This window comes from Dyella sp. M7H15-1, assembly GCF_004114615.1.
Taxonomy (GTDB): Bacteria; Pseudomonadota; Gammaproteobacteria; order Xanthomonadales; family Rhodanobacteraceae; genus Dyella_B.
In genome coordinates, this window is the sequence record NZ_CP035300.1 from 353,876 (window position 1) to 373,997 (window position 20,122).

Genomic DNA, 20,122 nt, shown 5'->3' on the forward strand with positions numbered 1-20,122 from the left:
ACCCGACTTGTAGCAATCGGGTGAACCATGGCGGTGGATCAGTTTCTGCACGGGGTCGAGGTGGTGGATGTCGATGATGGTGTGCGCACCATCTCGACCGCATCGAGCAGTGTTATCGGCATCGTAGGCACCGCGCCCTGGGCAGACCCGGCGGTGTTTCCGCTCAATACGCCGGTGCTGGTGGCCGGCAGCGAAGCCAAGCTGGCGGCACTGGTGGCGAACCCCGAAGCGGGTGCGTCGCGCGGCAGTCTGCCTTACCAATGCGCCAAGCTCTACGATCAGGCCAAGGCGGTGCTGGTGGTGGTGCGTGTGGCGGATGCCGGCGAATGGGACGATACCGTTCGGAATGTGGCCGGCGGTGCGGGGATGTTTGGCCAATTCAGCGGCGTGTATGCGCTGTTGCTGGCGCAGAGTGTGACAGGTGTGAAGCCGCGTATTCTGATTGCGCCTGGCTGGACGGCACCCGCTTTCGGCGTGCCGGGAATGCCGATGCTTAACGAGGTGGTTTCGGCGCTGCAGGTCGTGGCTGGCCGATTGCGTGCGGTGTATGTGCATGATGGCCCCAATACCACCGACGAGGATGCGCTCAAGCTGGCGCAGCTCGCAGCGCACCACCGCGGCTACATGGTGGAGTCGGTGGGGCTCAACGGTCGCGATGGCGAGCCGGCATGGGGCAGCACGCTGGCGGCGGGTGTGATGGCAGCCACGGACAATAACCTGGGCTGGTGGCACTCGCCGTCGAACAAGATTGTTTCGGGTATCACGGAGATTTCGCGACCGGTGGCGTTTGCCATGGGGGATACGGCGTGCTCGGCGAATGTGCTCAATGCGGGCAATGTGACGTGCCTGATTCAGCAGGATGGTTTTCGCTTGTGGGGCAATCGGGTGACGGGCGCGCAAGCGGACCCGAAGTGGAAATACCTATGTGTGGTGCGCACGGCGGACATTATCGCCGACAGTCTGCAGGCGGCCCATCTCTGGGCGGTGGATCGCGGCATTACCAAGAATTATGTGACGGACGTGCAGGAGGGCGTGAACGCGTTCCTGCGTCGCTTGAAATCCCTGGGTGCGATTGTCGGTGGCATGTGCTGGTACGACGCGGCGTTGAATACCCCCGAATCCATCGCGGATGGCAATTTCTACTGGGACTTTGATTTCACACCGACCTACCCGGGCGAACACCTGACCTTCCGCAGTCACCTGGTGAATAACTACCTGACGGAGATTGTGTAATGGGTGCTCCGCGCAGTGTGCTCAAGAATCTGAATCTGTTTGTGGATGGCCGTGGCTATGCCGGCCAGGTGGAAGATATCAACCTGCCCAAGCTCTCGTTGAAGACAGAGGAGTTCCGCGGCGGTGGTATGGATGCGCCGGTCGAGCTGACCATGGGCATGGAAAAGCTGGAGATGGATTTTTCCCTTATTTGCTACGACCGCGATCTGTTGATGCTGTTTGGCGTGGTGGAGGGCAAGCAGGTGCAATGCACGGTGCGTGGCTTTCTGGAATCGTTCGACGGCAGCACCAGCGCGGTGATGATCAATGTGCGCGGCAAGGTGAAGGAGATCGACCGCGGCACATGGAAGCCGGGCGACAAGGCGTCGCTGAAGATCAGCATGGCGCTGTCGTATTACAAGGAAGCGCACGATGCTGCGGTGATTAGCGAAGTGGATGTGGAAAACATGGTTTACAACAGCGGCGGCGTGGATCTGTTGCAGGCTGCGCGCCAGGCATTGGGGATGTGACGTGAGTGACGATTATCAGAAACCGGATTACATCGAGGAAGTGGACGGCGGCGTGGTGATTACGCTGGCGGCGCCGGCCACGATCAACGGGCAGAGCGTGCAAACGCTGTCGATGCGCGAGCCGTGCGGCCGTGACCTGAAGGCGGCGCAAAATGCCAAGGGCACGGATGCGGATAAGGAGTTTCGCCTATTCGCGAACTTGTTGGAGTGCACGCCGGCCGATGTGGAGGAACTGACGCTGCGCAATTTGCGCCGAGTGCAGGAGGCGTTCAAGTTTTTTCGCGGTAGCGATCAGTCTGAATGATCTGCGCCAGGGAGTGATTGCCCTGGCCTCTTATACCGGATGGGGGCGCGCCGAGATTATGGCGATGCCGCTTTCCGAATTGCTCTGGTGGGTGGAAGGGTTGCCGCGCGATGGCTAGCACGAAGCAATTTCATGCCAGCATAGTTCTTGGCGGCCTGGTTTCCGGGGCGCTGAAAAATGCGTTTCGCACGACCGAAAGCGCGCTGGGCAAACTCGGTACCGAACTGAAGACGCTCAGCAACCGGCAGAAGTTGCTGGGCGATTCCATCCGCACGTTCGGCCGCATGGGCAAGGACGTGGAGAGTTTGCGCAGCAAGTATGCGCAGGTGACGGGCGAGGTGGATCGATTGGCCACCGCGCACAAGCGTTTGCAGGCGGCCCAGAAGACTGCCACGGCCATGCGCGATGCGGGGCGTGGTCTTCAACATGCGGGCTTTTCGGCGGGCGTGGCTGGCGCTGCGGGGGCGGTACCGTTGGGTTTGATGCTGCGCGAATCCAACCAATACCAGACCGAGATGGCGCGCGTGCGTGCGTTGGGCTTTGGCGAGCAGGCGGGGCGTGATGCGCAGGCGTTTTCGTCGTCGTTGAAAACCGCCGGCACCAGTAAGTTGGAGAACCTGACGCTGATGCGCGATGCGATGAGCGTGTTTGGCGATGAGCACCATGCGCAGATGGTGTTGCCGTTGTTGGCCAAGATGAAGTATGGCAATGAAGCGGTGTTCGGCGCGGAGCAGGGGGCTCAGAACGAACAGGCGTTTATGAATATGCTCAAGACCATCGAGCTGCGCGGCGGTCTGGCCAGCCCGGTTGCGTTCGCCAAGCAGGCAAATATGGTGCAGCAGGTGATCGCTGCCACGGGTGGCCGGGTGAGCGCGGAGGACTGGATCGAGGTGATCAAGCGCGGCGGCTTGGCGGCCAAGGGGATGGACGATAAATCTTTCTATTACGGGCTGGAGCCGCTGGTGCAGGAGCTGGGCGGCTCGGCGGTGGGTACGGCACTCAATTCCGCGTACCAGAATTTGTATCAGGGGCGCACATCGGTGCGTGCCGCGCGCAACCTGGAAGACCTGGGGCTGATTGGCGATAAGAGCAAGGTGGTGGCGGACAAGGCGGGCCAGGTGAAGTTTCTGGACCCGGGGGCGCTGAAGGGTGCGGACTTGTTCCGCACGTCGCAATACGAGTGGATGAAACAGGTGTTGCTGCCGACGCTGGCTGAGAAGGGCATTACGTCCAAGGATCAGGTGCTGGATGCGATTGGCTCGATTTTCACCAACCGCAAGGCCGCCGATTTGTTCGGGACGATGTATCTGCAGCAAGCGAATATCGACAAGAGCGCGCGTGTTAACGCGGAGGCGTATGACATCGACCAATTGAGCAAGGAGGGCGCGCAGACGGCCGAGGGCAAGCAGCTGATGGCCATGAGCAAGCTGCATGATGCCTGGCTGGTGACGGGTGAAAAGGTGCTGCCGTTGTGGACGCGGGCGATCGAGCTGGCGTCGGGTGTGCTGGATCGGTTCAACGTGTTTGCGCAGAATAATCCGGGGACGGTGAAGGCGATTGCGGTGGGGCTAGGGCTGGTGTCGGGTGCGTTGCTTACGCTGTCGCCGGTGTTGCTTACGCTGGGTGCTGGCCTGCGCGTGTTTGCGTTCTTTCATGTGTCGGTGGTGCGGTTTTTGCCGGTGTTGCGGTTGTTGGGTAGTGCCCTGGGTTTGGTTGGGCAGGGTGTGCTGTGGTTGGGCCGCGCGTTCTTGATGAACCCGATAGGGCTCGCGATCACGGCTATCGCGCTGGGTGCGTATTTGATCATTAAGCATTGGGATGCAATCAGCGCGTTTATGGCGACGCTATGGCAGGGCATCACGCAGATTTTTCGTGGTGCGTGGGACGTAATTGCCGGCATCTTCACCTTGGATGGTGCGCGCATCAGCCAGGGCTGGAACACGATGTGCGACGGCTTCAAAAGCTACTTGTCGCACGTGTGGGAAGGCATCAAGGGCGTGTTTCAGGCGGGCATCGACTGGGTGGTGAGCAAGGTCGATTGGGTGTCGACCAAGTACCGAAGCTTCAAAAAGTTTCTGGGCATGGATTCGGGGCCAGCCGATATCAAGTGGTACACGGGAGCGCCGGGCGAGGAGGCGCCACGGTCTGGTGCCCCTGCTTTGGCACCCGTGGCGATGCGTGGCCGAGGTGCGATGACGCAGACCAATACGTTCAACATCGTGCAGCAGCCGGGTGAATCAAGCGATGCGTTGGCGCGCCGTGTGGCGGCGTTGACGAAGATGGAGCACCAGCAGTATCAGCGCACGGGCATGATGGATCCGGCGTGGGATGGGTGATGGCATGGCGACGAACTGGACAGAGCTGCGCACGGGTTTGCTGGATCTGACGATCGATACGTTTGTGCGCAACGACAGCGGCAATGTGCCGGTGTTGATGATGTTGGGCGGCTTTAAGTTCTCGATCGCCACGGCTGTGTATTCGGAGCTGTCGCGACATACGCAGTTCAGGTGGCCGAAGATGGAGCGCTACGGGAGGTTGGCCACGCGCCAGTACACGGGGCCGGATGAGGACAGCGTGACGTTGCCGGGTGTGTTGTTTCCGGATTGGCGCGGTGGCCATGGGCAACTGGATGATTTGCGCGTGCTGGCGGCGAAGGGGGAGCCGTTGCAGTGGATCGACAGTTTTGGCCGGGTGCTGGGCTGGTGGGTGATCGAGGGTATCGAGGAAAAGCAGGCGTTGCACAAGCAGGATGGCACACCGCGCAAGGTGGAGTTCACGTTGTCGATCACCCGCGTTCCAGACGATCAGATGGTGCCGGCATGAGACGCGAAGGGCTAGCCGTTGGATGCGCGCGGAATCACACGGCGCAGGATGTCGTCGTGGGTGGGCAGTGTTTTGAGATCGTAGGCGGCTTGCAGCGCCAGCCAGCTTGCGGCATCGCCGCCGAAGTAACGGGCGAGCCGCTCGGCTGTGTCGGCGGTGACGGCGCGGCGTTCGTTGACGATTTCATGTATGCGGGTGGCGGGCACACCAAGCGCCAGAGAAAGGGCGTTGACGCTCATGCTGATGGGGGCCAGGAAATCTTCCCGAAGGATCTCGCCGGGGTGCACGGGGCGCATGCGGTTGATGGGCTTGGTCATGGTGTTGCCTGCTTAGTGGTAGTCGACAATTTCAACGTGGGTAGGGCCTGCCTGGATCCACACGAAGCACAGCCGAAATTGGCCGTTGATGCGGATGCTGTGCTGGCCTTTGCGATCACCTTTGAGGGCTTCGAGCATGTTGCCGGGCGGGGAGCGCAGGAAGTCCAGTGTCAAGGCGGCGTCCAGTTGGCTGAGCTTGCGGATAGCAGCGTCTTCGAACGCCCGAAATTTGCGCGGGTGGCCGCCTTCGAACAGGGCTTGCGTGTGTTTGCAGGCGAAGGATTGGATAGCCATGTTGCGCATGGTATTGCGTGTTGCGTAATACGTCAAGCGGATAACGTGTGCGGAGGGGCGCTATGGCCGCATACGTGACGCGCCAAGGTGATGTGCTGGATGTGGTGGCGCTCAAGCATTACGGCCGGGTGTCGTCGAGCATTGTGACGGCGATTTTGGAGGCCAATTATGATTTGTCGGAGCATGGGCCGATCTTGCCCGGCGGGCTGGCCATTGATCTACCCGATATGACCTTGCCCAGCAGCGTGCAAAACGGGGTGTCGTTATGGGATTGATGCCGGCGTTTCGGGTGACGGCGAACGGCCAGGACATCACCGATACGATCCGCGCGCGGTTTGTCAGCTTGTCGTTGAACGATGCGACCGGCGTGGAGGGGGATTCGCTCGAACTGGTGTTGGATGACAGCCAGCCGGCGTGGCCGGTGCGCATCCCACCCACCGGCGCCGAGCTCGAAGTATGGCTGGGGTACGACGATACGGTGCGGCGCATGGGGCTGTATGTGTGCGACGGCGTGACGCTGCGGGGCTGGCCGGGTGAGATGGTGCTGCAGGCGCATGCGGCGCCGTGGGATGGCACGCCGAAGGGCAAGAGCGATCTGCAAAGCCAGAAAACGCGCAGTTGGCCGGATAACACCACCCTTGGTGACATGGTGACGCTTATGGCCGGCGAGCATGGTTTGGAGTCGGCCGTTTCGCCGTCGCTGGCGGAGGTGAAGTTGCCGCACACCGATCAGACCGACGAGAGCGACATCAATCTGTTATTGCGCCTGGCCAAGCGTTACGACGCGATCGCCAAGCCGGCCGGCGGCCGGTTGATCTTCGCCAAGCGCGGCGAATCCAAAAGCGTGACGGGTATTGAGCTGCCGCGCATTGTGTTGACGCCCGGTGATATCGATCAATGGGAGATGTCGCAAACCACCCGCGAGTCACCCGGCACGGTGGTGGCCTATTACCACCTCACCCGCGCGGCGGAACGCCATCAGGTGAGCGCCGGCAGCGGCGATCCGGTGACGCGCATTCGCATCCACTTCAGCGATGCGGATGCTGCCGCGGCGGCCGTGCGCGCCGAGTTGGCGCGCCGGGCGCGCAGGGAAATCCGCTTTTCCATCCACGACATGGCTGGCCGCCCGGATCTGACCGGCGAGGCGATGCTGGTGCTGCAAGGCTGGCGCGAGGATGTGGCCGGCGAATGGCTGGTATCGCACGTGCGACATAGCCTGGACACGCGCGGTTATCGTTGCGGCGTGGAAGCGGAGCGGCCGAATAGTAATCAGGAGGTGGCGGGGTTGATCAATGTGGAGGTGCGGGATGTGGTGGTTGGGCCTGAAGCGGGGTATGCGGCGGCGTAAGGCGTCTTGCGGGCTTTTTAAGCCATGCCAGCCGATGCTGACGCCAAGATACGGTGCTCACCGCTTTGATCGCTACGCGGTGCGGGCTAGCCTGCTTGTGTCGAGGGTGTTCTTCCCTCGGCAGCTAACCCTAGACCGCCTTCCCCCCTGTAGGCGGTGTAGTACCCCAAGGCCCCCGCAAAGGGGGCCTTTCTATCTCGATGAGTCAGTTTTCGACACGTAAGCGTTCAAATAGGCTCACTTGGTGAACGTCCATCATGTCCAAGCTTTCGATGTTGAAGTTGATGAAGTACTGCTGCTGTGATTCGGGAGCCGCTGCGTATTTGGGGTTGGGGACGACTTCCGGCGCGCCGTACACAAACAGGATGCAGTAGCCGCTGTCCTCTTTGACGGCCTTTTCAAGTCTTGTGGTAATGCGCTTCTTGTACGGGCACGATTCGATGATGTCATCACGCAGCAACAGAGAAGGGCTGTAAGCGGCGCCTTCTACCAGCATCTTGCTACTGAACGCCATGCGATATCCAAACTCTAGGCGGCGGGCACGTGCCTTTCCCCAATAGACGAGTTGCACCCCCGCATACCTGCTGGCGTCCTGATTGAAAATGCCCTTGAATAACTGCCCGTAGGCCAGCGTTTGCTGCACAAGCTGCACGCTTTCATCGTATAAACGCCCTTCATCGCGCAGGTGAAGCCAGCGCGATACTAGATTGCTGACCGCGTAGTGATGTCGGCGCCGGCTGCCGGACACTCCGGACGATGCCTCGGTGCGTGATCCCGCTGCGCCAGAGCTGCTGGTGCGGCTCAATGTTCTTTCCGTCGTGCGCACGACGAAATGGTCCTTGGGTCTGGCTGTATGAAATACGTCAGGTATGGCGGGGTTAAGGCTGGATGTCGGGTTGCCCTCTCTTGTCGAGCCGCTGCTGGTGGATGGCGCTTTGATATCGAATCGGCAGTCCTCGATATGGTCGCCATAGGGTCGATAATGCGGCTGGACCTTCAAGTCCTGTTCCGACGCATCCAAGTTGGCGCAGGTCACTTGTGCCGCGCAGCCGTCGCCGGGGCACCGAAAAGCGCGCTTATCATCGATGATCCCAGCCCAAAACAGCTCATAAGCCCGTTCGGCGCTGATGATCTCCCCAAACTGCATGCTGAAAGCTTCCTCAAGCCTCATCCTCTTGACCCTCCACCTGTCTATGTTGGACAGCTTGCCAGTGCCTCGCCACAAACACTCTCCCCAGCAGCGGCCACGCCGTCATCCCTCACCCCCGCACCGTGTCAGAATTCCACGGGTCCTTCCCAAAGGGGAGGGGCATGCGGGGGCCGTGACACCGCACCGTTTCAAGTGTGCGTGGCCGGTTGAAGTGGACTTTATTATTACTTCTGACTATTCATCTCCTGCAGGGCGGCTTTCACCCCGTAAAAATGGTGCCTAACTCTTTGATTGGATGATGCCCAAAGGCGCGTTTTTCCGTAAAAATAACGCGCGTAACTCTATGAATTGCCGCCAAAGTCTAACTAACTTGTAAGCGGTAGGTCGTCTGTTCGAGTCAGACTGTCGGCACCAGTATTTCCAAAAAGCCCGCTGCAAAGCGGGCTTTTTGCTGCTGATGGCCCGCTGGAAGGGTGCTGAATGGCCTCCTGCAAACGTGCCGATGGCGCTGTCGAGCAGCTAAACTTGGGGTTCTGAGTAGGAAAAATACGAGAAAAGCGGTATGAACAAGCAGGTGATTGCATTGGTCGGCGTGCCGACCGATATCGGCGCCGGGCACCGTGGCGCCTCGATGGGACCGGAAGCCTTGCGTGTGGCACAGCTTGGGGAGAAGCTGCGCCGTCGGGGTCTGGAGGTGATCGATCGCGGCAATCTGCATGGTCCGATGAATCCCTGGCTACCGCCTGAAAACGGTTATCGGCACCTATCTGAAGTGATCGCCTGGAACACGGCCGTGCACGTGGCCATCCGCCACGAACTGCAGGCCGATCGCTTGCCGATCATGCTGGGTGGTGACCATTGCTTGGCCATTGGTTCGATCAGCGCCGTGGCGCGCCATTGCCGCGAGCAGGGTCGTAAGCTACGCGTGTTGTGGTTGGATGCACACGCCGATTTCAACACCTCGCAGGTCACGCCTTCGGGCAATATCCACGGCATGCCGGTCGCTTGCCTTTGCGGCAACGGACCGCGTGAGCTGGTGGAGATTGGCAAGCGTGTGCCGGCCACCACGCCGGACGTGTTTCGCCAAATCGGTATCCGCTCGGTTGATGAAGGCGAAAAGCGGCTGGTGCGTGAGGCACAGGTGGATATTTACGATATGCGCCACATCGACGAGGTGGGCATGAAACGGACGATGGAAGAGGCGCTCGACGGCCTCGACGCCGATACCCATCTGCACGTGAGCTTCGACGTCGATTTCCTCGATCCCTCCATCGCTCCAGGTGTCGGCACCACCGTGCGTGGCGGCCCGACCTATCGTGAAGCGCAGCTTTGCATGGAAATGATGGCTGACACGGGGCGATTGGGTTCACTGGATATCGTCGAGCTGAACCCCGCTTACGACAAGCGCAACCAGACCGCGAAGCTGGCGGTCGAGCTGGTCGAATCGCTGTTTGGCAAGTCCACGCTGATGCGCGGACCGGATTGAAGTTGTAAAACGCTGATCACTTCGAAGATGCTTTACTCGTACACTGCTTGAATCGATGTCCGCGCGACGCTTGCGCGGACGTGTCATCTTCTTCGGCAGGAGCCTACTCCGCGCATGCAAACACGCGTCCTTACAGGTATCACCACGACCGGTACGCCGCATCTTGGTAATTATGTCGGTGCGATTCGGCCGGCGATTGCAGCAAGCCGCCGTGCGGATGTCGATGCCTTCTTCTTCATGGCCGACTATCACGCACTGATCAAGAGTGATGATCCGGCCCGCATCGAACGCTCGCGCCTGGAAATTGCCGCCACCTGGTTGGCTGCCGGGCTGGATCCGAACAAGGTCACCTTCTACCTGCAATCGGATATTCCGGAAATTCCTGAGCTCGCATGGATGCTGACCTGCGTCACGGCCAAGGGCCTGCTCAACCGCGCACATGCCTACAAGGCAGCGGTAGACAAGAACAGCGAAGAAGGGCAAGACCCGGATGCGGGTATAACGGCCGGCCTCTACATGTACCCGGTGCTGATGGCAGCCGACATCCTGGCGTTCAACGCGCAGCAGGTGCCGGTGGGCCGCGATCAGATCCAGCACATCGAAATGGCGCGCGATATCGCCCAGCGCTTCAATCATATTTATGGGCGTGAATTCTTCGTGCTGCCTGAGGTGTTGATCGAGGAGCAAGTGGCGACACTGCCGGGCCTGGATGGTCGCAAGATGTCCAAGAGTTACGACAACACCATTCCGCTGTTTTCCGGTGGGGTCAGGCAATTGCGCGAAACCATCATGCGTATCGTCACGGATTCGCGCGTGCCGGGTGAGCCGAAGGATCCAGACAGTTCCTCGCTCTTCACCATTTTTCGCGCCTTCGCCAGCGAGGCAGAGAGTACCGCGTTCCGTCTTGCGCTTGAGGAAGGCATCGGTTGGGGTGAAGCCAAGCAAGTGCTGTATGAACGTATCGAAGCGGACGTGGCGCCGATGCGCGAACGTTACGAGAGCCTGATTGCACGCCCTGCCACCATTGAGGAAATCTTGCGTGACGGTGCACGCAAGGCACGTGCCATCGCCGCGTCGAAGCTGTCCGAACTGCGTGAGGCGATCGGCTTGCGCGCAATGTCCTCGGTTACCGTGAATACGGGCAAGGCAAGGCAGGCTTCGAAAGCGGTGAAGTCACCGCGTTTTGCTAGCTTCCGCGATACGGATGGCAGCTTCCGTTTCCGCCTATTCTCTTCCGATGGCGACGAGTTGCTGCTGTCCAAATCTTTCCAGGATCCCAAGGCTGCTGGCGCTGTGCAGAAGAAGCTGAAAACGCTGGGAGGCACAGCCGCCACTTTGCACGCTCTGCCGCTTTCGCTAGTGCTGGAACTGGATGGCGAACCCGTTGCCAATACCCCGGACTACGTGGACGAGCCGACCCGCGACCATGCTCTTCAATACTTGCGGGGAGCGCTGGACGTACTTGCCGCACAGGAGAGTGAATACTAGAACTGCATGCGCAGAAAATGAATTGCGCGCATGCAGGCGTATCGCGATCGATCCGTGCTCTGATTAAAAAAGCGATCGCCGATGCAGCGGCGATCGCCAAGCTCATTCAGGTTAGAACGTCCGCTAAGTGCGGCTAACCGTGAGGCTTCATGGTTATGACTGAGAGGAACGGGTTGACGACACCGGGTGCTGCGCCTTGAACTGCTGCCATTGCGCCTTGCGGGCCTGGAAAGCAGCCTTCTGAGCGATGTACTGGCTCTGCTGGGCATTAGTCAGCACTGTGGTGTAGATCTGGGTGGTCACCGAAGCACGTGCCGTGATACGGGCCTGGGTGAGGCTAGCTTCAGCCTGGGCCAGGCTGGCGGCGGCGGCCTGGTAGCCCGAGGAGTTCGGGGCCAAGGCTTCAAACGCTTGGCGCTGTTGGCGGACCGCCTGGAACTGCGGCTTCAACTGAGTGAAACTCTGCCGCACGATCTGCTTGACCTGGGCCTTCTGGGCATCGGTCAGGTTCAGGCCGCGGAGTGCCATGAAACCGCCACCGTGATGGCCATGGAAGCCGGGGCCACCCTGTCCACCCGGGCCGGCGAGTGCCAGCGTGGAGCAGCCAAGGGCTGCGGCCAGGATAATCGACAGGGTCATTGTCTTGCGCATATCAAGCTCCTGCTTGTTGGGGGTTGTTGGTGACTATTGGATAGCATGGGCGCGTTTAAGATCTTTGCGGTCGTGTAAAGAAGGGTAAAGTCAAGCTTGCGCAAACACCTTGAAACCAATTGCAGCGGGTAATGAGATAGTAAGCACGTTCTTTTCCAAGGCTTGCTGCTGTCCATGTCCCGAATCCTGATTGGCGATGACGACCGCGAACTGTGCGCGCTGCTTTCCGAATACCTGCGCCGTGAAGGCCTGAAGGTGGATGTGGTGCACAATGGCGAGGCCGTGCTGGCGCAATTGCGTGATCCGGCATTGCGCCCAGATCTATTGATTCTCGATGTGATGCTGCCCGGTCGCAGTGGTCTGGATACCTTGCGCGAGTTGCGTGCGCAGCATCGCTTGCCGGTGATCATGCTGTCCGGGCGTGGGGAACCGGTGGACCGCGTGGTGGGCTTGGAACTGGGCGCAGACGACTATCTCTCCAAACCCTGCTTGCCGCGTGAACTGCTGGCTCGTGTGCGTGCCCAGTTGCGCCGGCATACGATGGAAGGTGCGGGTGTGCTCACGGCAGGTGTGTTGCGTCTTCTGCCGGGTGAGCGTCGCGCCTATGCGGGCGAGCACGAGCTCAACCTCACCGGTGCCGAATTCGCACTGCTGCTGATGCTGGTGCAGCGCGCCGGGGAGGTCATCGACAAAACCTCGCTCACACGTGTGGCACTGGGACGTGAGCTGGAGCGCTTCGATCGCAGCATCGATGTGCATGTCAGCCGTCTGCGTCACAAGCTGGCGGAGGCATCGCCGCACTCACCGCGTATCGATTCCATCCGCGGGGCGGGCTACGTGCTGTTGTCCAACGGCGGAGGGCTGACATGAATTCGTTCAAGAGCCCCTTCCGAAGCCCACTTTTCTGGCATCTGTTGATCTTCTTTTGCATCGCCAATCTGCTGGTGTTGGTGCTGGGAAGCTGGTTGACCAGCCGATTCATCGCGTTTTCGGCGGAGCAGCGCATCGACTGGCCGGCCATTGCGCAGGCGGCTGAAAATGCTTACCACACAGGTGGCGCTGACGGTCTTGACGCCTGGGTGCAACAGCAGCATGCCGAAGGTATTGAAGCGACGCTCTACGAAAATGGTCTGCCATTGCGCGAGATCCACCTGCCTCCTGCGATACGCGAGGCCTTGCCAGGGTGGCTGGCGGCGGGGAACAGCATCGAACTAAATCCGATGCATGGTTTCTACATCGCAGTGGAAGAAGTGAAAGAGCGTGACGGACAGGCACGGCAATTGGTCGCCATCAGCAGTTCACGTGCGCGCATTCCGCGTCACATGCGGGAAAAATCTTGCTTGGCGTGCAATTGGTGCTTTCGTTACTGCTGATCATTGCCATTGGTTGGTGGGTGGCGCGCAGTGTGTCGCGCCCCGTGGAGGCGATACGCGGCGCGACGCGCAAGATGGCCGCCGGTGAATTTGCGACGCGTGTCGACGAGCGCTGGAGCAGCGCGCATGACGAGCTGGGCCAGCTTGCTCGTGATTTCAATAGCATGGCCGAGCGCATCGAGGTCCTAGTTGCGCATGATCGTGGTGTGCTACAGGACCTTTCGCATGAGCTGCGTTCGCCACTGACGCGTCTGCACCTGCTTCTGGATCTCGCGCAGCACAGCCATGATCCCAAGGAGGCGGCGGCGCACTTCAAGCGGGCCGAGCGGGAGATCGCACGCATGGATCGTATGACCGCGGAAATGCTGGCGTTGTCGCGGCTTGAAGGCGATCTGCCTGGCATGGAACGGGAGTCAGTGGATTTAGTCAATCTTGCCCGGGAACGGTTGGATGCAGCACGCATCGAAGCCGAAGCAAGGAACGTACGGCTGCATTGGATCGACCATGGACCGGTGACGGTGTTGGGCAGTGGCATTTTGCTTGAGCGTGCGCTGGATAACGTGATCGCCAACGCGATCAAATTCAGTCCGGCGGGCGGCGATGTTGAAGTCAGAGTAGGTCATCATCGGGGACAGACCGAAATGCAAGTCCGCGATCACGGCCCTGGTGTTCCTGTCAACGAGCTGGAGTTGCTGTTCCGGCCTTTCTATCGCGGTACCAACGCCGTACATGCAAATGGCCACGGTTTGGGCCTGACCATCGTGCGGCGCGTCATGCACGTGCACGGTGGCGAAGTCAGCGCCAGGAATGGTGAAGGCGGTGGACTATGGGTCACCATGCGATTGTCGGGAAGCGTGACCTCGTAAGAGACGTAGCCGGGCGGTGAACTATGAAATCGTCGCCAGGCTCGCGTACGTGATGCGGTGCATGCGGCGATATCTGTTGCCTCAATGTGCTGCAAAGCAGCGGTAATAGTACGAAATTATTAGCATGTAATGTAGGTGTTTCAGTACATCGAGTGCTGAGTTTTACTCATGCCCATCTCAGAAAACCTCGATTCATCCGAGCACCACAACAAAAGCAAAATCGGTATATCGATAGATGGCTGAGTGGTAGGAAGAGATGAGCACGTCGGAAGGCAAGACGCTTTACATAGGTGAAGGATTCGAAGGTCCGGGCGTCAATCTCGCTCACATCAATGTGCTAATGGGGCCGCGCAATGGTCCGGTGGGCCAGGCATTTTCGACTGCGCTGGCGACCCCATCGGCAGGTCACGCACCGTTTGTCATCATCGCCAGGCCAGGGGTGCCGACTAAGCCGTTGACGCTGTATGTGAACAAAGCGCAGATCGCCAACGACTTTCACGGCAATGCAACGTGGGGCGCTTCGCAGGCAGGCATCGCAAAGGCTGTAGCGGAATCGCTGGAAGAAGGCGTGTTGCCGCCGGAGGCTGAAAACGACTGGGTCGTCGTGTCGGCCAACTGGGTCAATCCTGCCTGTGACGATTTGGACGCGGTCTACGAAAACAATTACCACGCCTGCAAGAACGCCATCCGCGCAGCCATGCTCAGTTTGCCACATCGCGATGAGGTGTTCGCCGCTGCGGCTGACGTCAGCAATCCGTTCTATACACCGAAAGTCTGAACGGCCGCACCCGACAGATCAGGAATCAATCGTATGGAATATGTGCGTCTTGGCCAATCTGGCCTGAAAGTATCGCGTCTGTGCCTTGGCACCATGAACATGGGCACGCCACGCTGGAAGCCGTGGATTTTCGATGAAGCGCAGAGCGAGCCGATTGTGCGTCATGCATTGGAAGCGGGCGTCAACTTCATCGATCTGGCGGATTTCTATTCCACGGGCGTGGGCGAAGAAGTAGTCGGTCGCATCCTCAATCGCCTGGTGCGTCGCGAGGAAGTCGTGATCACCACCAAGGTCGGCTACGACATGGGCGCCTATCCCAATGCGGGTGGTCATTCGCGCAAGCACATCATGGACGGTATCCATGGCTCGCTGCAGCGCCTGGATATGGACTATGTCGATATCTACATGCTGCATTTCTTCGACGTGAACACGCCCGTTGAAGAAACCATGGGGGCGTTGGACGAGGTCGTCCGTTCCGGCAAGGCACGTTATATCGGCGTATCCACCATGTACACCTGGCAGCTTGCCAAAATCATGCAGGTGTGCGAACGCAACGGCTGGCACAAGCCGGTCAACATGCAGCTCCAGCTCAATCTCGCCTACCGCGAGGAGGAGCGAGAGATGATTCCGTACTGCGCCGACCAAGGGATGGGTGTGTCGGTGTTCAGCCCGCTTGCGCGCGGATTGCTTACTGGCGATGCGAAGTCCACGCGCAACCAAACTGACTTCTTCACCTCTCAGATGTATGGCGACAAGGCCTCGCAGGAAATCGCTGCCTCGACGGCACGGGTCGCTGCGCGTCGCGGTGTATCTGCTGCTCAAGTAGCCCAGGCTTGGGTGCTGGGGCATTCGCATATCAACTGCATGCTGGTAGGCGCGGATAGCGCGGCGCAGTTCGACAGCGCACTGGCTGCCCTCGAAATGCATCTGGATGGGGATGAGCTGCACGAGCTCGAACGCAACTACACACCCTGTGACTTGATCAACGACTACACCGCAGGTCGCCGCATTCCGCGCGAATCGCGCGATGCCATGGGTGTGTTCGCGGCTGTAAAAGGAAACGCTGCATGAGCAATTTTTTACGTAACGGGAACTACATCAATGGCCAGTGGATGACGAGCAACGAAACCTATCCGGTTCGCAATCCTGCCACGGGTGTGGTGATTGTCGATGTGGCGAAAGGTGGTGCCGCCGAAGCAGAACAGGCGGTAGCCGCGGCGGCGGCTGCATTTCCTGCGTGGCGCGCGTTGACGGCCAAAGAGCGCAGTATCAAGGTTCGCCGCTGGGGCGAGCTGATGCTGGAGCACCGCGATGCGCTGGCCGAATTGCTCACGCGTGAGCAAGGCAAGCCCATCGCTGAGGCTCGCGGCGAAGTGGCCTATGCGGCGAGTTTCATGGAATGGTTTGCCGAGGAAGCCAAACGGGCCTATGGCGACGTCATTCCCAGCCCCTTTCCGCATAGCAAAATTGTGGTGACGCGCGAGCCGGTCGGCGTGGTCGCGGCCATTACACCATGGAATTTCCCGCTTGCGATGATTACGCGCAAGGCAGCGCCAGCGCTGGCGGCTGGTTGCACCATGATGTTGAAGCCCTCGGAAGAGACGCCTCTTTCAGCCTTTGCGCTGGCGGTGCTGGCTGAACAGGCAGGCATTCCCGCGGGTGTGTTCAACATCGTTTCCGGCGATGCGGTGGCCATTGGCGGCGTCATGACCGGCTCGGACATCGTGCGCAAACTGTCATTCACCGGTTCGACGCGCGTCGGCAAGCTGCTCGCCGCGCAGAGCGCCGATACGCTGAAGAAGCTTTCGCTGGAGCTGGGCGGCAACGCGCCATTCATCGTATTCGACGATGCGGATGTCGATGCCGCGGTGCGCGGCGCGATGGCGTCGAAATTCCGCAACACGGGACAGACCTGTGTCTGCGTCAATCGTTTCTACGTACAGAGTGGCATCTACGATGCATTCACCAAGGCGCTCGCCGACGCCGTTGGTAAACTACGTGTTGGCGATGCGCTGGCTGGTGAAGTGGATCAGGGACCACTGATCAACCAGGCTGCGCTCGGCAAGGTACAGGCGCACATCGCGGACGCTTTGGACAAAGGCGCCAAGGTGTTGACCGGTGGCAAGGAGAGTGCACTCGGCGGCACCTTCTATGAACCTACCGTATTGACGGACACCAAGCCTGCCATGTTGATCGCGCAAGAAGAAACGTTCGGTCCGGTTGCAGCATGCTTCCGTTTCGACACCGAACAAGAAGCGATTGTCGCCGCCAACAGTACACCCTTTGGTCTTGCCGCCTACTTCTATACCCGCGACATGGCACGCGCGTGGCGTGTTGCCGAGGCGCTGGAAAGCGGAATGGTTGGTATCAACGAGGGAATTCTCTCAACCGAAGTCGCACCGTTCGGTGGCGTCAAGCAGTCAGGCCTTGGGCGCGAAGGCTCCAAATATGGGCTCGATGAATACCTCGAGCTCAAGTACCTGATGATGGGCGGTTTGAATTGATCTAGATGCAGAGTCTTGAAGGCTCTGCAAGAAGGAGTCGTGTCGCGCGGCAAGTGAAAAAAGCGTTGCAGACAGATGATCCGTGAGCGGGTGACGCTCACTCAGGAAGCTAAGGAGACGGTATGGCAAGTGGCGACGGACAGGCAAGTTCGGTGCAAGCGTTGAGGGGCGCAGCAGCGAAACTTTCGAAGCGCGATTACACGTTCCTGGACGATGTGCCACTCAATGGCTTTCACTGCAAAATGGCAGGCCTGACCTTCGGTGCTCATTTCACCGAAGGATATGCGTTGGGTACGATAGGTTATGCATTGCCTTCATTGAGTGCCCAGATGGAGCTGGACGCGTTCTGGCATGGCCTGATCGGCAGTTCTGCGTTGGCTGGTATTTTCATCGGCAGCCTGCTGTTTGGGTGGTTGTCGGATCGTGTCGGACGGCAGAAGATCTTCCTGCTCAGCTTCCTGATCATCACCACGACGGCGTTTGCCCAATTCTTTGTTGATTCGCCGCTTCAGCTATGCATCATGCGTGTGTTGCTCGGTTTCGGCATGGGCGGTGATTTTGCCGTTGGACACGCCATTCTGGCCGAGTTCTCACCACGCAAGCATCGTGGCATGTTGCTGGGATCGTTCAGTGTGATATGGACGATCGGTTATGTGGCCGCCAATCTCATCGGTATGCAATATGGACATGTTTCGCCCGATGCATGGCGCTGGTTGCTGGCTTCGGCTGGCCTCCCCGCGTTGATCGTGCTGATTCTGCGCATGGGGACGCCCGAATCGCCGCGCTGGTTGCTGGGCCAGGGGCGGCTTGGTGAAGCGCAAGCGATCGTTCGTCGCTATTTCGGTGCCAAGGTGCGCCTGGACACCAGCAAGATGCATGAGCATGGCGAACATGCGCATTCAGGTGGCTATGCACGCTTGTTCAAGAGGGACCTGATTCGCCGCACGCTGTTCAATTGCATCTTCTTCGTTTGCTTGGTCATTCCGTATTTCGCGATCTATACGTTTCTTCCGGGCATTCTCAAGATGCTTCACCTGGAGGACGGGCACGTTGCAGATTTGCTGCTTAACGGTTTTCTGATCCTTGGTGCAGTGATTGGCATCTGGCTTACCATCGTGCTGCCACGGCGGGTATTTTTGATCACTTCCTTTTTCGCTACTGGTGTCGCCTTGCTGGCCCTCGGATTGCTACCGGAATCTTCTGCAGCGGCGCTGATCGCCGTCTTTGCATTGTTCACCCTGGTCATGTCCGCAGTGTCGAACCTGGTGGGAGTCTTCCCGCCAGAATGTTTTCCGACCGAGGTGCGTGCGTGCGGCGTAGGACTGGCAGTGGCATGCAGTCGCCTCGGTTCGGCAGTGGGAACATTCCTGTTGCCTATCGGCGTGGCGCATTTCGGATTCCAGCCGGCGATCATTGTGCTGGGCGTGATCCTGTTTGCCGGCATGGCCGTGTCGATGGTATGGGCGCCGGAAACACGCAATTTGCGCCTTAACGAGGCCGCCAGGGCCTGAGCAGCGCACCAAAAAATCGAGGCGCCCTTTGAGCGCCTCTTTACATGTCATGTTCTGGCCGGAAATCAGTTCGGCAAGGACAAATTGTCCAGCAGCGCCTTGAGGAAGCGCGCCGCTTCGCCACCGGTGGTAGCACGGTGATCGAAGGTGAGGCTGATTGGCATGCGGCGATGTACTTCGATACCGCCCATCACGGCCACCACGTCATGACTGAGCTTGCCGGCGCCAATAATCGCAACGCACGGCGGCACCACCACCGGGGTGGCATAGCGGCCGGCGAACATGCCGAAGTTGGACAGGCTGATGGTGTAGCCAGACAGTTCCGATGACGGAATCGTGCGGTCTTCCACCTGCGTACGCAGACGCTGAATGCCGGCGCGGATGCCTGCGCCATCGAGCACATCGGCATTGCGCAGGGCCGGCACGAACAAGCCATCTTCGGTATCAACGGCGATGCCGATGTCGACATGCGGATGCAGCGTGCGCGTGAGGTTCTTGCCGTCGAACCAGGCGTTGAGCGCGGGCACGGTCTTGCAGGCGACGACGATGGCGCGGATCAGGCGCGCGGTGATGTCCTGCTTGCCGATCCATGCATGCAGATCGGCATCGTCCACCAAGGTGGTCGGCACGACGTTGGCGTGTGCTTCGGCCATGACGCGGGCCATGTTGCGACGAACGCCTTTGAGTTGTTCCAGCTGGCCGCTGGCTTGCACGCTTGGCGGGGCCGTGCGCACCGGCTTGCCGGCTTGCGACATCGGCGTGCGGGCCGGTTCCGGCTGCGGCAGTTCGGGGGCGAGATGGCGTCCGGCGCTGGGCGATACCGCCCGTGCCGGTGCAGCGTCGAGCGCGGCGGTGCCTTGTGCGGCAGCGTTCTTCACGTCCTGCATGGTCACCACGCCGTCGGCGCCGGTCGGGCGTACGCGGGTGAGGTCCACCTTCAGTTTCTTGGCGAGTGCGCGCACGGCCGGCACGGCCTTCACGCCGCCCACGCTCGCGGCTTGTTCGACGTGCACATGGCTGCCGCTGATCATCGCGCCGACCACGGTGCCTTCGTCTTCGCGATCGGCGGTCTTGCCGTTGTCGGATTCGATTTCGCCGCCTTCATCGGAGGCGACCACTTTCTTCGCTTCGGGCGCGGCTTTCCTCGGGCCGTGATGGTGGCCGGTGGCTTCGGCTTCGGCGCGCTGCTTGGCGTTCGGGTCAGGCTCGAATTCGGCCAGCGCGGCGCCGGTTTCGATCACGTCGCCGGCGGCGCCGTGCAGTTTGGTGACTTTACCGGTGTAGGGCGAGGGTACGTCGACCACCGCCTTGGCGGTTTCCATCGACACTAGCGGCGCATCGAGCTTGATGCTGTCGCCTTCCTTGACATGCCATTCGACGATGGTGGCGTCGGGCAGGCCTTCGCCAAGGTCCGGCAGGTAGAACGTCTTGATGTTGGTCATTGGCTTTGAATCCGAGATTTAAAGAATGAGGTTCGTTGGCCGTAA

21 protein-coding genes are annotated in these 20,122 nt (G+C 59.9%); 16 read left to right on the forward strand and 5 right to left on the reverse strand.

The genetic code is table 11. From position 1 onward, the window contains the following. Positions 1 to 27: 27 nt before the first annotated feature. From EO087_RS01900 to EO087_RS01920, 5 genes are all read left to right on the forward strand, one after another. On the forward strand, positions 28 to 1,233 hold the full coding sequence (locus tag EO087_RS01900; RefSeq protein WP_128897394.1) for a phage tail sheath C-terminal domain-containing protein: 1,206 nt from the start codon (positions 28 to 30) through the stop codon (positions 1,231 to 1,233). Then, the gene (locus EO087_RS01905) at positions 1,233 to 1,742 is read left to right on the forward strand and encodes a phage major tail tube protein (protein ID WP_128897395.1); all 510 of its coding nucleotides are present in this window, start codon (positions 1,233 to 1,235) and stop codon (positions 1,740 to 1,742) included. Before EO087_RS01900 ends, EO087_RS01905 begins: the two co-directional genes overlap by 1 nt. Before the next feature lies 1 nt (position 1,743). Beyond that, the gene (locus tag EO087_RS01910) at positions 1,744 to 2,046 is read left to right on the forward strand and encodes a phage tail assembly protein (RefSeq protein WP_164931732.1); all 303 of its coding nucleotides are present in this window, start codon (positions 1,744 to 1,746) and stop codon (positions 2,044 to 2,046) included. A gap of 110 nt (positions 2,047 to 2,156) precedes the next feature. Then, positions 2,157 to 4,382 (forward strand): phage tail protein, encoded by a 2,226-nt coding sequence (locus EO087_RS01915; RefSeq protein ID WP_128897397.1) that lies wholly within the window; start codon positions 2,157 to 2,159, stop codon positions 4,380 to 4,382. Between the two features lie 4 nt (positions 4,383 to 4,386). After that, positions 4,387 to 4,869 (forward strand): phage tail protein, encoded by a 483-nt coding sequence (locus tag EO087_RS01920; RefSeq protein ID WP_128897398.1) that lies wholly within the window; start codon positions 4,387 to 4,389, stop codon positions 4,867 to 4,869. Between the two features lie 11 nt (positions 4,870 to 4,880). Here the strand turns inward: EO087_RS01920 and EO087_RS01925 are convergent, their stop codons facing one another. Beyond that, positions 4,881 to 5,186, reverse strand: coding sequence for a HigA family addiction module antitoxin (locus EO087_RS01925; RefSeq protein WP_128897399.1), 306 nt, complete (start codon positions 5,184 to 5,186; stop codon positions 4,881 to 4,883). A gap of 12 nt (positions 5,187 to 5,198) precedes the next feature. After that, positions 5,199 to 5,480: a type II toxin-antitoxin system RelE/ParE family toxin gene (locus EO087_RS01930; RefSeq protein WP_128897400.1), complete on the reverse strand. Its 282-nt coding sequence runs from the start codon at positions 5,478 to 5,480 to the stop codon at positions 5,199 to 5,201. A gap of 62 nt (positions 5,481 to 5,542) precedes the next feature. Between EO087_RS01930 and EO087_RS01935 the strand changes: the two genes are divergently transcribed. Both EO087_RS01935 and EO087_RS01940 read left to right on the forward strand, forming a co-directional pair. Continuing rightward, positions 5,543 to 5,755 (forward strand): tail protein X, encoded by a 213-nt coding sequence (locus EO087_RS01935; RefSeq protein ID WP_128897401.1) that lies wholly within the window; start codon positions 5,543 to 5,545, stop codon positions 5,753 to 5,755. After that, positions 5,746 to 6,828: a contractile injection system protein, VgrG/Pvc8 family gene (locus tag EO087_RS01940; protein ID WP_128897402.1), complete on the forward strand. Its 1,083-nt coding sequence runs from the start codon at positions 5,746 to 5,748 to the stop codon at positions 6,826 to 6,828. Before EO087_RS01935 ends, EO087_RS01940 begins: the two co-directional genes overlap by 10 nt. A gap of 205 nt (positions 6,829 to 7,033) precedes the next feature. Here EO087_RS01940 and EO087_RS01945 read toward each other — a convergent pair whose 3' ends face one another. Beyond that, positions 7,034 to 7,999, reverse strand: coding sequence for a hypothetical protein (locus tag EO087_RS01945; protein WP_128897403.1), 966 nt, complete (start codon positions 7,997 to 7,999; stop codon positions 7,034 to 7,036). 541 nt (positions 8,000 to 8,540) lie between these two features. On the opposite strand from EO087_RS01945, the gene rocF reads away from it, so the two are divergent. Both rocF and EO087_RS01955 read left to right on the forward strand, forming a co-directional pair. Next, entirely contained in the window at positions 8,541 to 9,464 is a 924-nt protein-coding gene (gene rocF / locus EO087_RS01950; RefSeq protein WP_128897404.1) for an arginase, read from the forward strand. 114 nt (positions 9,465 to 9,578) lie between these two features. Continuing rightward, the gene (locus EO087_RS01955) at positions 9,579 to 10,952 is read left to right on the forward strand and encodes a tryptophan--tRNA ligase (RefSeq protein ID WP_128897405.1); all 1,374 of its coding nucleotides are present in this window, start codon (positions 9,579 to 9,581) and stop codon (positions 10,950 to 10,952) included. 153 nt (positions 10,953 to 11,105) lie between these two features. Here the strand turns inward: EO087_RS01955 and EO087_RS01960 are convergent, their stop codons facing one another. Further along, a complete protein-coding gene (locus EO087_RS01960) occupies positions 11,106 to 11,603 on the reverse strand; it encodes a periplasmic heavy metal sensor (RefSeq protein WP_128897406.1) in 498 nt (165 codons plus the stop codon). 174 nt (positions 11,604 to 11,777) lie between these two features. On the opposite strand from EO087_RS01960, the gene EO087_RS01965 reads away from it, so the two are divergent. From EO087_RS01965 to EO087_RS01990, 7 genes are all read left to right on the forward strand, one after another. Beyond that, a complete protein-coding gene (locus EO087_RS01965; RefSeq protein ID WP_128897407.1) occupies positions 11,778 to 12,473 on the forward strand; it encodes a response regulator in 696 nt (231 codons plus the stop codon). After that, on the forward strand, positions 12,470 to 12,976 hold the full coding sequence (locus EO087_RS16560; protein ID WP_240669105.1) for a hypothetical protein: 507 nt from the start codon (positions 12,470 to 12,472) through the stop codon (positions 12,974 to 12,976). The genes EO087_RS01965 and EO087_RS16560 overlap by 4 nt, the downstream gene beginning before the upstream one ends. Beyond that, positions 12,949 to 13,842 (forward strand): HAMP domain-containing sensor histidine kinase, encoded by an 894-nt coding sequence (locus EO087_RS01970; protein ID WP_240669167.1) that lies wholly within the window; start codon positions 12,949 to 12,951, stop codon positions 13,840 to 13,842. The genes EO087_RS16560 and EO087_RS01970 overlap by 28 nt, the downstream gene beginning before the upstream one ends. A gap of 256 nt (positions 13,843 to 14,098) precedes the next feature. Next, entirely contained in the window at positions 14,099 to 14,620 is a 522-nt protein-coding gene (fae, locus tag EO087_RS01975; RefSeq protein WP_128897408.1) for a formaldehyde-activating enzyme, read from the forward strand. Positions 14,621 to 14,653: 33 nt separating this feature from the next. Then, the gene (locus EO087_RS01980) at positions 14,654 to 15,691 is read left to right on the forward strand and encodes an aldo/keto reductase (protein WP_128897409.1); all 1,038 of its coding nucleotides are present in this window, start codon (positions 14,654 to 14,656) and stop codon (positions 15,689 to 15,691) included. Then, a complete protein-coding gene (locus tag EO087_RS01985; RefSeq protein WP_128897410.1) occupies positions 15,688 to 17,124 on the forward strand; it encodes an NAD-dependent succinate-semialdehyde dehydrogenase in 1,437 nt (478 codons plus the stop codon). Before EO087_RS01980 ends, EO087_RS01985 begins: the two co-directional genes overlap by 4 nt. Before the next feature lie 122 nt (positions 17,125 to 17,246). Beyond that, a complete protein-coding gene (locus EO087_RS01990; protein ID WP_128897411.1) occupies positions 17,247 to 18,635 on the forward strand; it encodes an MFS transporter in 1,389 nt (462 codons plus the stop codon). A gap of 65 nt (positions 18,636 to 18,700) precedes the next feature. Here EO087_RS01990 and EO087_RS01995 read toward each other — a convergent pair whose 3' ends face one another. Beyond that, positions 18,701 to 20,077: a dihydrolipoamide acetyltransferase family protein gene (locus EO087_RS01995; RefSeq protein ID WP_128897412.1), complete on the reverse strand. Its 1,377-nt coding sequence runs from the start codon at positions 20,075 to 20,077 to the stop codon at positions 18,701 to 18,703. Between the last annotated feature and the right edge of the window lie 45 nt (positions 20,078 to 20,122).